This window comes from Candidatus Contendobacter odensis Run_B_J11 (assembly GCF_000531125.1).
Classification (GTDB): Bacteria; Pseudomonadota; Gammaproteobacteria; order Competibacterales; family Competibacteraceae; genus Contendibacter; species Contendibacter odensensis.
Window position 1 is genome coordinate 1 of sequence record NZ_CBTK010000223.1, and the last position, 12,627, is coordinate 12,627.

Sequence of the window (12,627 nt, forward strand, 5' to 3'; positions counted from 1 at the left end):
TAGAAATCGTAAATTTCACCATAGACAATCACATCTTCCTCTGCTGCTATCGCCCGGCCCCAGCGCCGCCCGCCGCCGATTCTGGTCGCAGTCAGCCACATTGATCAATTACGCCCGCCGCGCCAATGGCAACCGCCCTACGATCTGCTGCATCCACAGGGTTCCGCCAAGGCGACCAACATCCGGGCGGCGGTGGAAGCAGTGGCGGTAGATTTGGCGATGCCGGTGGCGGCAGTCATTCCGGTCTGTCTGGCCGAGGGGCGGATTTACAATGTGAACGATACCCTGTGGGCTGCCATTTTTGCGCAGGAAAGCGCAGCGGATCGGGTGCGCTTTCTGCGCTGTCTGGAAGCGCGCAAGCGAGCGGAAAATTGGACGCTGCTCGGACATCAACTGGCGAACACGGGACGATTCCTGCTGGATTTGCCGGGGCAACTTCTAAAATGACCGCAGAAAATCTCGCCGGCCTCATGGGTTATCGCCATGACTGATCACGATAAAACCCACAACGCGGCGCGATTGCTGGAACAGTTGCAACGCAATCAGGCGTTCCGCAGCAGCGAAACTGGCGGACTGGAGCGGGAATTGAGCCTCCTGCGCCGCTGGCAGTCGGCGCGGCTGGCGCGCACCTATGCGGATCTGCGCCAGAACGCCCGCTATCGGCTGGCGGCAGAGTTCTTTCTGCACGAACTCTACGGCGATGGGGATCTGGGTCAACGCGAGCAGGATTTGGCTCGCATCGTGCCAATGATGACCCACATTCTGCCGGGAAATGTGCTGTACACCACCGCGCTGGCACTGGAACTCAACGCCCTGTCTCGCGAACTGGATGCTCGACTGACCCGAATTCTGGTCGCGGAATTCGACTTTCGCGACTCGCTGGACGAAGCGACCTATGTCGCTGCCTACCGGCAATGCGCCCGCTACCAGCAGCGCAGTGATCAGATCGAACTGGTTGAACAACTCGGACGGGATTTGCAGAGCATCGTCCCCAGACGCTTTATTCATACCGCGCTGAAGCTGGCGAAGACGCCGGCGCGATTAGCCGGACTGGTGGAGTTGCACCGATTTTTGAGCGCGGGCTTTGAGGCTTTCCGCTGCATGGGCGCGGACGCGGAGACCTTTATTACTACCATCACCCGCCGTGAACGCGCCATTCTGGAGCGCATTCGCAGCGGTCATTCCCAGCCGCTGGAATGGAATGGCGTATCGACTTACCCCGGATCGACCTGCTGAAACACCTCGTCCAACTGGCGGTTAATTTCCTGCTCCAGCCAGGTTTTCTGCCACACCAGCAAAAATCCCAGCCGCACGTTCACCCGAACCGTACCCGGTTCCAGTTCGATGCAACCGCTCACCCCGGAACGCTCGAAATGCAGCGCATCGTCCTGCCAGTGGTAGCTGATCTCATAACGGGCGGCAAGTTGGGTGGCGAGCGTTTCCGCCGCCTGTCGCGCCTGGTCGAGCGGGAGAGAATGGGCGCGGTGTATGGCAATATGAGACATATCGTAGTGGCTCCAGAGGTTCAGGGCGGCAAATCAGCCAGCGTCCGCGCCAGCCGCAGATACCAGTTGCGCACATCGCGCAGGGTGCCGATGCCGACGATGTCCATGTGATCCCAGCCGGCCAACACGCCTTGATCATTCCACAATCCGCGTTGTGGCGGATCGCGCCAAGGCACAATCCGGTCAGACGAATTCAGGGTTGGGCCGGCCATCGAGCGGGTGTTGACCAGACCATCATTCTCCCACCAATCGGCATCAATAGTGACGTGACCGGGTTCATTACGAGAATACGCGCCGATGAACAGCGCGCTGGTCCAAAGTTGCGGCAGCAGGGTAGGAATCGGCACTTGATGATGGAACGGCCAAATCGGCAGGGTCGCCGAGGTCGCCCAGGAAAAATAGTACACCTCCGGCTGAGCCGGGAATTTTCCGTTCAATTCCTGGGCGCCGTCAGGACTGAGATCCCACCCGCTGATGTCGCGGGATTGCCAAATCGGACTGTGTTCAACCCGCGTCAGGTAAGCACTCAACGTCTCGCCAGGCTCGCGCCGCAACCCCCATTGATCCAGCTTAAAATCGTAGGGCAGTTGATCGGGCTGCACCCCAACCAGGGCGGCGAAGCCGAGCAGGCTGGTGCGAACGAAGGGCAACAACGTATCAATGCCGACGGCGATACTGGTGCCATCGTGCGGCGCAGCGAGGGTAGTCACGCTGTGAACCCAGGGCTTACCTCCTTGAAACAGCGGCGATAGTTCCCGTGTTGGCGTAGCGGCTTGTTCCACCACCGCGCCTTGTTCCAGCAAAGCCGTCAGTACCCGCACCGTTTGGCCGCCTTGACTGTGACCGATCAGGTGGATTTTGCGCATCCGGCCGCTGGTGTCCGCCGTACCCCAGTCCGGGTACAGGCCGGTAAAAGTTCGACCGTAACGGTTGTGACCGTGGGTGGCTGCGTGAACCTGACCGTAATCCACCGTGCCGCCCTTGAGGTAGGCATACAACTCGCAGGCGCGATCCCAGTTGCTGGCAAAGGGTCCAACCACGCCGGTGTAGGTGGGGTAGCCCGCCTGATTCAGCGCCTCCTGCAAATCTCCCAGTCCGCCCCAGTACTTGAAGCCGAGCAATTCCTGCCGCCCCCAGCCCATGAAGCCATGAACCAGCACCAGCGGATAGTTGTTGTCAGCATAAGCAAATGGGGAAGCCAGCAGCAGCAATAACAGTAAGAGACGCGGCAATTTGGTTAAATGCATGACGGGTACCTGAACCGGTGGCCGAAACAGGGCAAAGTTTAACGCCACCCCGTGGAAATGCCTTGCCTGAACCGGCATTACAAGACGCTGTAGCGAAGTGATTCACGGGAGTTGGGGATAAGCGGTGGGCAGTGAAAAGCGCCGGAAACTGTGGAACGCTAGCCGCTCGATCAACGAGCAGGCACCAGGATTTGAACCCGACCCCGACCGGCCCATCGCAACCCTCCCCGCTTGCTTCGTCCGCTGGGTTCCTCAACCGCTCAATATCGGCCTCGGCGCAGAACGGATGTCAATGCTGAATGCTCCACCATGAAAAGCAAAATCGTGCCGCTGCAACCCATCTTGGTCAGTTGGATCGGCCATGCCGATCTGAAAGCAGCCGCTGGCGAGGCCGGCGCGGGTTTAGGCCCCATTGCCCAGGCGGTCGCGTTCAAGGAGTTGGTACTGTAAATTTTCCGGTGATGGCGAGGGTTGGTAGCGTCAGGCTAGGGCGTTGACTGAATCCAACCCATTGATCTCAATAGGTGATGTTTATTTTACCTGCCTGCCCCACAGTTCCGATCACAGGAAAATTTACAGGAGGATATTTTTGGTGGATCTAATACTACTGAATTTACGGCAGAAGCTTTAAATAGAAAATGGCTGACCTTCGAGTTGAATCAGGAATATCTTGTATCATCTGCATTTCGGTTCCTTGAAGAGCAGAGTATTGAAACCGTCAAGCGGGTAATTGAAAAACTTAAAAATAATCATGCTAATTTCTTCATGGATGATGTGACCTGTGAACTAGGGCCAGTAAGAAAGACGAAGTTGAAAAAAGATAAACCGTTAGATCAACGAGCCTTGTTTCTTTCCCGAGTAGATGCGACATAGAAAATGCACTTAGAAAACATCTAACAGAGAAACCAACGATGAACCCCGAACCCTTATTTACAGCCGATCCACTCGGCATACCCATCCTGAGCCTGCTAATCCTGTTGCCGCTGGTCTGGGCGTTGCTACTGCCGTTCCTGCGTGAAAACCGCACCGTGCGCATCGTGACGCTGGTTGGAGCTGCTTTGGAATTGGCCTTGTCGCTGGCAATGCTGGCCGCGCTGCGTCCAGAAATTAGCGGGATGCAGTTGGTGGAACGCGCCTCCTGGATTCCCAGCCTGAATGTTCACTATCTGATCGGGATTGACGGCATCGCTGCCCTATTCCCGCCACTGACCGCGCTGCTGTTTTGCGGCGTCATTTTGGCGTCCTGGACCAGCATCCAGTCGATGCCTCGGCTGTATTTCGCGCTGCTGCTGGTGCTGGAAGGCGTTACCATGGGCGTGTTTTGCGCGCTGGATCTGGTGCTGTTTTTCCTGTTCTGGGAACTGACCCTGGCGCCAATCTACTTTCTGATCAGCCTGTGGGGCATCGGGCCGGAACGGCGTTTCGCCGCGACCAAATATACCTTGTTCATGCTGGCCGGCGGGATTCCGCTGCTGTTTGCCCTGATCCTGCTGGCGCTCTATCACGCCGATATTACCGGGAACGGGCTGAGTTTCGATTACCTGACTCTGCTTGCTCACCCACTGCCCGCTCCGTTGCAGACCGCCGTGTTTCTGCTGCTGTTCTTCGGCTTTGCGGTGAAAGCGCCGCTGTTTCCATTCCATACCTGGCTGCCAACCGTGCTGCGGGAGGGGCCGGTAGGACTGAGCGCACTGCTAGTGGGCCTCAAACTCGGTGCATTCGGTATTCTACGTTTTGCCTTGCCGCTGGCACCGACGGCGGCTCGCGAGTATTTCTGGCTGATGGCCGTTCTGGGCGGGTTCGGCGCGATTTACGGGGCGCTGGTGGCGCTGCGGCAGTCCAATCTTCGCAAGATGCTGGCTTTCTCCAGCGTGAGCCACGTTGGTCTGGTCATCGTCGGCATCGCCGCCATGAATATCCAAGGCGTGCAGGGTGCGATTTTCCAACTGGTGAATTTTGGAGTGGTCGCGGGCGGTCTGATGCTCCTCACCGGCTTTCTGCACCATCGCTTAGGCTCAACCGATCTGGCGAGCCTGGGCGGACTGGCGCGCCCGCTGCCGCTGCTGACGGCGTTTTTTCTGCTGCTCGGCATGGCGTCTATCGGCTTACCCGGCACTAACGGTTTTGTCGCCGAATTGCTGATCCTGATCGGCATCTTCCAGGTTTCCCCCGGCGTGGCGTTCATCGCGCTGTTCGGCGTCATTCTGAGCGCCGCCTACTTTCTCGGCCTCTTCCAGCGGGCGTTCCTGGGTCCAGTCACTCAGCCGACGGTCGCCGCCGCTCTTGATCTGCGGCCACGCGAGTTGCTGATTGCAGGCGTCATGGCGGTATTGGTTCTTGCGGGCGGGCTGTTTCCCAGCCTGGTGCAGGAGGTCACGGCGAGCGCAGCGAACGGTTGGGTTGCACGGATGACCACCACAGGTCTGGATTCCGGCCCATCAACTGCATTGCGGGAGCCGTAATGCGGTCTTTCCGCCTCTGAGAATTCAGTATCTACTGCTCTAACGGGATGGACTCAAAATCAGGGAGACGTAACGATAGTAACGGGCCAGAACGAGTAAGTCAGCAGCGCCACCAATCCGGCCAGCAGCGCCGCCAGAATCCAGGGCCGCGCTTGTTGCCACACTGACCGGTCTGGGCCAACGGGCGCGGGAGCAGTCATAGCAACACTCTGAACGGCTTGCGCCAGTTCCTCGCCACTGGCGAACCGCGCCTCTGGATGCTTGGCCAGCAACCGGTCGAGAACCGGCTGAAAGCGGCGCAACGGCTCCGGCAAGGTCGGAATCGGCCCCTTGACATGCATCAGCGCAATCTCGAACGCATCGGCGCCCTGATACGGACGGGTTCCAGTCAGCATCTCGTAAAACACGATGCCCAAGCTGTACAAGTCGCAGCGTGAATCCACCGGCTTACCTAACGCCTGCTCTGGACTCATGTAATTGGGGGTACCAAGCCGCCAGCCGGCAGCAGTCAACTGGGTTTTATCCTCCAGATTTTTGGCGATGCCGAAATCCGACAGCACCGCCACCTCCGGATTACGAAACAGGATATTGGCCGGCTTGATATCGCGGTGAATGCAATTCTGGCGGTGCGCATAATCCAGCGCCTGCGCGATTTGGCATAGAATGTTAACTGCTTGCTCCGGCGTCAGACCCGCCTTGATCCGCTCCTTGAGCGTACCGGCTTCCAGATACTCCATCGCGATGTAATAAATATCCTCATTGCTGCCGGCGTCCCAGGTCAGGACGATATGCGGGTGGCCGAGCTTGGCGATGATCCGACCCTCTTTGATAAAACGCTTGTGGAAGGTGGGATCGGCCGCCAACTTTGGAGTCAGCACCTTGAGCGCCACCGGCCGCCCCAGCGATTCCCGGATCGCCAGATAAACGGTGGACATGGCGCCCTTGCCGATGATTTTTTCGATCCGGTAGCCGGGAATCTGGGGCATTGCCATCGGTTCCATGGAGATGATTACCTTGCGCGGAGATTCCAGGGTGGAATAGACAGTAAATGATGGGACAGGCTGGGATGAACGGCAAGCCGATCAACCTTCTCCCAATTCTTAACCCCATCGCGCGACCAGCAGCGTTTATAACCATGAACTCCTAACTCTTGCTTGTGGAGGATGTGATGAACCCGTCGTTACCGCTTTGCGCCCTGCTCGTCATCGCCCTGCTCGTGGGCTGCTCGCCCAATGCTGAACCGCCATCCAGCCCGCCCAACACCGGCAAAACCGCCGCCGAATCATCGGTCAGACAACACCCAGAGAAAGACACCCAAGTGGCGCAGCCGGTATCGACGCTGCCTCAGTTTTTGGCCTCTGCCGCGCCACCGCCACCCGCACGGGTTGATGCGAAAGCGAGACCCAACGAGGCCAGGCTGGCGTCCGGCGCCACCACGCCGGCCAGCGTCGTCGCTCAATCCCCGGAATTGGGCGGACTGCGCGCCGCCAGCGAACCGACCGACCGCGAGAATTACGCCCATCAGGAAGAAAATCCGGTCAAGCGCGCCGCCGAACAGCCGGTTTCGACCTTCAGCATCGACGTAGACACCGGTTCCTACGCCAACGTCCGCCGCTTTCTCAATGAAGGCCGGCTGCCACCGCATGACGCAGTGCGGGTTGAGGAGCTAATCAACTATTTCGATTACGACTACCCGCTGCCCGAAGGTCGCCAGCCGCCGTTTCGGGTCAGCACCGAACTCGCGCCGACGCCATGGAATCCGAAAACCCTGCTGCTGGCCGTTGGCATCAAGGGCTATAACCTGCCGAAAACCCAGTTGCCGCCGGCCAATCTGGTTTTCCTGATCGATGTTTCCGGCTCAATGGAAGCGCCCAACAAACTGGAACTGCTCAAGCCGGCGCTGAAACTGCTGACCCGGCAATTGCGCCCGGAAGACAAGGTGGCGATTGCGGTTTACGCCGGTGCGGCGGGCACGGTGCTGGAACCGACTCCCGGTAATCAGAAGGCGAAAATCGAAGCCGCGCTGAATCGGCTCAGTGCCGGCGGTTCTACCAACGGCGGCGCCGGCATTCAACTGGCCTACAATCTGGCTCGCGAAGGTTTCATCGAAGGCGGTGTCAACCGGGTGATTCTGGCTACCGACGGTGATTTCAACGTCGGCACCGTCAACTTCGAGGCGCTGAAGAATCTGGTTGAAACCCAGCGTAAAAGCGGCGTCGCCCTGACCACCCTCGGCTTCGGCGCCGGCAATTACAACGACCAGTTGATGGAGCAATTAGCCGACGCCGGCAACGGCAATTACGCTTACATCGACACCTTGCAGGAAGCCAACAAGGTGCTGGTCGAACAGATGAGCGCGACCCTGCTCACCATCGCCAAGGACGTGAAAATCCAGATCGAATTCAACCCGGCCCTGGTCGAGGAATACCGGCTGATCGGCTACGAAAACCGGGTGCTGCGGCGCGAAGACTTCGGCAATGATGCAGTGGACGCCGGCGATATCGGCGCAGGCCATACCGTCACTGCGCTGTACGAAATTGCTCTGAAAGGCGGCGGCGGCAGCCTGACCGAGCCATTGCGCTACGGTCAACCGGCGGCAGCGGAGACCGCAGATCGCGGCAACGAAATCGCCTTCCTGCGGCTGCGCTACAAACAGCCGGACAGCGATTCCAGCCAGTTGCTGGAATGGCCGATCCGCCGCGATCAGGCGGTCAGGGAGACCAAGGACGCCAGCGAGCGGTTTCGCTTCGCAGCGGCGGTCGCCGGCTTTGGTCAGACGCTGCGCGGCGCCCGTTACACCGGCGGTTTCGGCTATGACGAGGTATTGACACTGGCCCGTAGCGCGCGCGGCGCCGATCCCTTCGGCTACCGGGGCGAATTCCTGACCCTGGTTGGGCTGGCGCGGTCGCTCGACCCCGGCAAGCCCGGCGAACAAGGGCAAATGGTGCGTTGAGAGACCCCGCTCCTCGCCCGCTGGCGGGAGAGGCTGGGCGCATAGGGACTTTTCCGCCGTCTGCCAGACGGGTAAAGTCCCATTCCATGCCAACCGATGATGATGCCGACGAAATTCTGATGCTGCGCTACCGCGAGGGCGACGCCGATGCGTTCACGCGGTTATACGCCCGCCACAAGGGACCGCTCTACCGCTATCTGCTGCGTCAGTGCAACCTGCCGGCGATAGCCGAGGAACTGTTTCAGGATGTGTGGCTGAAGCTGGTTGCCGCACGAGCGAGCTACACCGTGCAGGCCAAATTCACCACCTATCTCTACCGGCTGGCTCATAACCGGCTGATCGATCACTATCGCGCCAGCGCCCGTGGCTTGCCGCTGTCTTACGCTGATGATTGCCCGGAATGGGCCGAAGTCCCAGCGCCGGCGGAAGCTCAGCCGGAGAATCAGGACGACCGCCGCCGCCAGGCCGAACAGTTATTGAACCTGCTGGCGGAATTACCTGAAGCCCAGCGCGAGGCGTTTCTGCTGAAGGAAGAAGCGGGGCTGTCGCTGGAGGCGATTGCGCAGGCGACGGGAACGGGCCGGGAAACCGTCAAGAGCCGCTTGCGCTACGCAGTAGCTCGCCTGCGGCGCGGCCTGGGAGGCGCACGATGAACGATCCCCGCCATGACGAATTTCAACCCCTTGATGGTGAATTCCTGTCTGGTTTGTATCGGGAAACTTGCAATGTTGATCCGCCGGACGAGCTGGATCAGCGCATTCTGACGGCAGCCCGAATAGCGGTGAAGCCGCGCCCGACACCCGTGATCCCTTTACCCAAGCCGCATCGCGCCCGGCGATGGACCCTGCCAATAGCCTTGGCGGCGACGGTGGTGCTGGCAGTGGGACTGATCCGGGTACTGCCGCCCGCCGGCGAGAGGAGCGGGATGCCAGCGGCGCTGGAGGAGAAAGCAGCGCGATCCCTGTCCCGGTCTGCTGCCGGGAAGGACGCGCCGGAGGCTAGGAGAGCCGAATCCACGATGGCTGATCATGCCAACCGGGCTGACCGTGCATCGCCGACATCGATTCTGCCCGCCACGCCGGCGGTCGGTGCGCTACAAAGTGCGCCGCTCGCTACGCCGAAAGCGTCAGCGGAACAGCGCCCACAGGAATCTCTCTTGCGAGCGGCGCCAGCAAAGCGGGACGTAGAAACAGTGCCGGATCGAGATCGGGCCAGGAAGCGACCGCCAGCGGAATGGTTGGCGGAAATTGCTGAACTGCGCCGTCAGGGTCGGACCGTCGAGGCCGAGGCCCGTCTGACCGAGTTCCGACAGCATTATCCCGATGAACCGTCAGACACTGTGGCAGAACCACCGCGATAACACACGGCAATGCTGGAGGATGGCGAGAGAGATGGCTGCCGGCGGCGCTGAACTACTGAGGAAGGAACTTATTGATGGTTGCGACCAGAATATCCTCGTCCACCGGCTTGACGACATAGCCTTTGGCGCCTTGGCGCTCACCCCAGATCTTGTCGGTTTCCTGATCCTTGGTGGTGACGATGATCACTGGTATCTGGCTGGTGGAAGGGTTTTTGGTGATCTGTCGGGTCGCCTGAAAACCATTCACTTTGGGCATGACCACATCCATCAGGATGAGATCCGGTAGTTCCGCCTTGGCGATAACGACGCCTTCCATCCCATCCTTGGCGGTGATGATTTCGTGCCCATGTTTTTTGAGTATTTTGGCGAGACTCAACGTCTGGGTGGGCGAGTCGTCGACAATCAGTATGCGGGCCATGCTGCCACTCCTGAAGGGATCATGCGAGCCTTGGTGCTTGGGGAAACGGGGCGACCGGCGCTCTACCAAAAATCTAGCCGACCATTCCGATATTCGCCAATGCTATTTTTAGCATCATAAGCGAAATTCATCGGTTTCGGGGATGCTCTCGTGACCCTCAGCGGTCAGCGAGTGCGTGATAGGATACCAAGAGAACAGGTCTTATTCAGGGGAGTTTGTTGCGTGAAACAGTCACAATTGAGCTTTTTCAATCGCTTGACCTTGGCGCTGCGCGTCTTTGGGCGAATTCTGACCCATGATGAGTTCGCCGAAAACCTACTGCGGCTGGAGCGGGGCGAGCTGGATCTTTCCACGCCGGCAGTTCCAGAATTGCCCAAGCCGGCGGCGCTTCGGCAGACGTTGCCGGATTCTGCGTTGCAACTGCTGGCGCTGTTGCAACAGGAAGGCCGCTTCGTGGATTTTCTGAAGGAGAACGTCACCGCCTACTCCGATGCCGAGATCGGCGGTGCGGCGCGAGTGGTGCATGAAGGTTGCTACAAGGTGATCCGCGATCATTTCCAGATCGATCCAGTGCGATCCGAAACCGAAGGGGTGCAGTTGACCTTGCCATCCGGGTTTGACGCCGCCGCAGTGCGGCTGACCGGTAATGTGGTCGGCCAACCGCCGTTCGTGGGTACCTTGATGCATCGCGGCTGGCAGGTGACCGCGATCAAACTGCCCAAGCTGGCCGAGGGCCACGATGTCCGGGTGCTGGCTCCGGCGGAGGTGGAGCTATGAGCGAGTCCCGCTACGCCGTCGGCATTGATCTGGGCACCACCCATTGCGTTATGGCGGCGGTGGATTTGACCGCCAGCGACCGCGATGCGGTGGTGGACTGGATCGAACGCATTCCGCAATTGACCGCGCCGGGTTCGGTGGAGGAACGGCCGATGCTGCCATCGTTCCTGTACCTGCCGCATCCCGACGAGTTGCGACCGGAAGACCGCGTTTTGCCGTGGGGTGAGCCATCGCCTTTGGTGATTGGCGAGCTGGCCCGGAGCATGGGCGGACGCACTCCGATCCGGCTGGTCGCCAGTGCCAAGAGCTGGCTGTGTCATCCTGGCGTTGACCGGCGCGCCGCTATTCTGCCGGTGGAAGCGCCGGAAGAAGTGGCACGAGTGTCGCCGCTGGAGGCGTCCACCCGCTATCTGGCGCATTTATGCGCGGCTTGGGATCAACAACATCCCGATGCGCCGCTGCCGGAACAGGAGGTCGTGCTAACGGTGCCGGCTTCCTTCGATCCCGTCGCTCGTGAACTGACCGCCGAGGCGGCAGCAGCGGTCGGTTTGGGCCATCTGGTATTGCTGGAGGAGCCACAGGCGGCGCTGTATCACTGGATTCTGGCTGCCCAGGGCGCCTGGCGTAAACAGGTCCAGCTCGGCGACATTATCCTGGTGGTGGATCTCGGCGGCGGCACCACCGATTTCTCGCTGATCGCGGTGACGGAGCGCGATGGTTCGCTGGAACTGGTACGGGTGGCGGTGGGCGATCACATCCTGCTGGGGGGCGACAACATGGATCTGGCGCTGGCGCATACGGTTCGCGCCAAGCTGTCCGGGCAGGGCGTTAATCTCGATCCCTGGCAGTTGCAGGCGCTGACCCACGGCTGCCGCCACGCCAAGGAAAGCCTGCTGAGCGAGGGTAGCGAAGCCGAGGCAGTTCCGGTGGTGGTGCCAAGTCGAGGTTCCCGGCTGATCGGCGGTACGCTGCGCACCGAACTGACTCGCGAAGAAGTCAGAACTACTCTGGTCGAGGGCTTTTTCCCATGGGTGGAGGCGACGGCGCGGCCTGCGATCCGGGCGCGGGCGGCATTGACCAAGCTGGGGTTGCCCTATGCCCAGGATGCGGCCATGACCCGCCATCTGGCGGCGTTTCTGGGCCGACAGGTGGGCGCCACCCGCGATCTGGCCGGTTTCGACCGGCCGATGCCAGAGAACGCCAGCTTCCTGCATCCTACCGCTGTGCTGTTCAACGGCGGCGTGTTCAAGGCCCAGTCGCTGTTGACGCGGACCCTGGAGGTGCTAAACGGCTGGCTGGCTGCGGAGGATGCGCCGCCGGTGCGACTGCTGGAAGGGGCCGATCTTGATCTGGCGGTGGCGCGTGGCGCGGCTTATTACGGCTATGTGCGACGTGGGCGTGGGGTGCGGATTCGGGGCGGCACCGCCAAGTCCTACTACGTTGGCGTGGAGAGCGCCATGCCGGCCGTGCCGGGGATGGAACCGCTGATTGAGGCGCTCTGTATTGCGCCCTTCGGCATGGAGGAGGGCACCCAGGCCGAACTGCCGCCACAGGAAGTCGGACTGGTGGTCGGCGAGCCGGTGCGTTTCCGCTTCTTCGGTTCCTCGGTGCGACGGTCGGACCATGTGGGCACGGTGCTGGAGCAATGGGCACCAGACGAGATGGAAGAGCTGGAGGAGATCGAGGCAACGTTGCCTGCCGAGGATCGCCAGCCGGGCGAAGTGGTGCCGGTGCGTCTGCACGCGGCAGTCACTGAAGTGGGGACGCTGCGTTTGGAAGCGGTGCCGCGATCCGGCGGGGAAAGTTGGAAGATCGAATTCGATGTGCGCGGGGAAAATTGAGACTGGATAGGGCGAGTGTCTATTGGCGATCCCTTGATAAAGACTAAACTAAGCTTAGTCTAAA

At 60.3% G+C, this 12,627-nt stretch carries 13 protein-coding genes; 9 read left to right on the forward strand and 4 right to left on the reverse strand.

All coding sequences use genetic code 11. The features are described from left to right. Positions 1–201: 201 nt before the first annotated feature. Complete coding sequence (locus tag BN874_RS12870; RefSeq protein WP_034434055.1) at positions 202–447, forward strand: hypothetical protein; 246 nt, start codon at positions 202–204, stop codon at positions 445–447. A gap of 36 nt (positions 448–483) precedes the next feature. Next, the gene (locus tag BN874_RS12875) at positions 484–1,236 is read left to right on the forward strand and encodes a DUF8198 family protein (protein ID WP_051497813.1); all 753 of its coding nucleotides are present in this window, start codon (positions 484–486) and stop codon (positions 1,234–1,236) included. On the opposite strand, the gene BN874_RS12880 is transcribed toward BN874_RS12875, so the two are convergent. Together BN874_RS12880 and BN874_RS12885 are read right to left on the reverse strand one after the other, a co-directional pair. Beyond that, positions 1,215–1,505, reverse strand: coding sequence for a polyhydroxyalkanoic acid system family protein (locus tag BN874_RS12880; RefSeq protein WP_034434059.1), 291 nt, complete (start codon positions 1,503–1,505; stop codon positions 1,215–1,217). The two genes, BN874_RS12875 and BN874_RS12880, sit on opposite strands and share 22 nt — an antisense overlap. A gap of 20 nt (positions 1,506–1,525) precedes the next feature. Further along, positions 1,526–2,752 (reverse strand): esterase/lipase family protein, encoded by a 1,227-nt coding sequence (locus BN874_RS12885; protein ID WP_154724923.1) that lies wholly within the window; start codon positions 2,750–2,752, stop codon positions 1,526–1,528. A gap of 309 nt (positions 2,753–3,061) precedes the next feature. On the opposite strand from BN874_RS12885, the gene BN874_RS24600 reads away from it, so the two are divergent. Then, on the forward strand, positions 3,062–3,202 hold the full coding sequence (locus BN874_RS24600) for a hypothetical protein (RefSeq protein ID WP_154724924.1): 141 nt from the start codon (positions 3,062–3,064) through the stop codon (positions 3,200–3,202). Between the two features lie 461 nt (positions 3,203–3,663). Continuing rightward, positions 3,664–5,214 (forward strand): complex I subunit 4 family protein, encoded by a 1,551-nt coding sequence (locus BN874_RS12890; protein WP_051497814.1) that lies wholly within the window; start codon positions 3,664–3,666, stop codon positions 5,212–5,214. A gap of 59 nt (positions 5,215–5,273) precedes the next feature. Here the strand turns inward: BN874_RS12890 and BN874_RS12895 are convergent, their stop codons facing one another. Then, positions 5,274–6,215: a serine/threonine-protein kinase gene (locus BN874_RS12895; protein ID WP_034434062.1), complete on the reverse strand. Its 942-nt coding sequence runs from the start codon at positions 6,213–6,215 to the stop codon at positions 5,274–5,276. Positions 6,216–6,382: 167 nt separating this feature from the next. Here BN874_RS12895 and BN874_RS12900 point away from each other — a divergent pair, with 167 nt between their 5' ends. The 3 genes from BN874_RS12900 (at position 6,383) to BN874_RS12910 (ending at position 9,527) form a co-directional block, all read left to right on the forward strand. Next, complete coding sequence (locus tag BN874_RS12900) at positions 6,383–8,167, forward strand: vWA domain-containing protein (RefSeq protein WP_034434064.1); 1,785 nt, start codon at positions 6,383–6,385, stop codon at positions 8,165–8,167. A gap of 86 nt (positions 8,168–8,253) precedes the next feature. Then, a complete protein-coding gene (locus tag BN874_RS12905) occupies positions 8,254–8,820 on the forward strand; it encodes an RNA polymerase sigma factor (RefSeq protein WP_034434067.1) in 567 nt (188 codons plus the stop codon). Then, entirely contained in the window at positions 8,817–9,527 is a 711-nt protein-coding gene (locus BN874_RS12910; RefSeq protein ID WP_034434070.1) for a hypothetical protein, read from the forward strand. The genes BN874_RS12905 and BN874_RS12910 overlap by 4 nt, the downstream gene beginning before the upstream one ends. 52 nt (positions 9,528–9,579) lie before the next feature. Here the strand turns inward: BN874_RS12910 and BN874_RS12915 are convergent, their stop codons facing one another. Then, positions 9,580–9,945: a response regulator gene (locus tag BN874_RS12915; RefSeq protein WP_034434071.1), complete on the reverse strand. Its 366-nt coding sequence runs from the start codon at positions 9,943–9,945 to the stop codon at positions 9,580–9,582. Positions 9,946–10,167: 222 nt separating this feature from the next. On the opposite strand from BN874_RS12915, the gene BN874_RS12920 reads away from it, so the two are divergent. Together BN874_RS12920 and BN874_RS12925 are read left to right on the forward strand one after the other, a co-directional pair. Further along, positions 10,168–10,722, forward strand: coding sequence for a DUF2760 domain-containing protein (locus tag BN874_RS12920; protein WP_034434073.1), 555 nt, complete (start codon positions 10,168–10,170; stop codon positions 10,720–10,722). Continuing rightward, complete coding sequence (locus BN874_RS12925) at positions 10,719–12,563, forward strand: Hsp70 family protein (RefSeq protein ID WP_034434075.1); 1,845 nt, start codon at positions 10,719–10,721, stop codon at positions 12,561–12,563. Before BN874_RS12920 ends, BN874_RS12925 begins: the two co-directional genes overlap by 4 nt. Positions 12,564–12,627 lie beyond the last annotated feature (64 nt).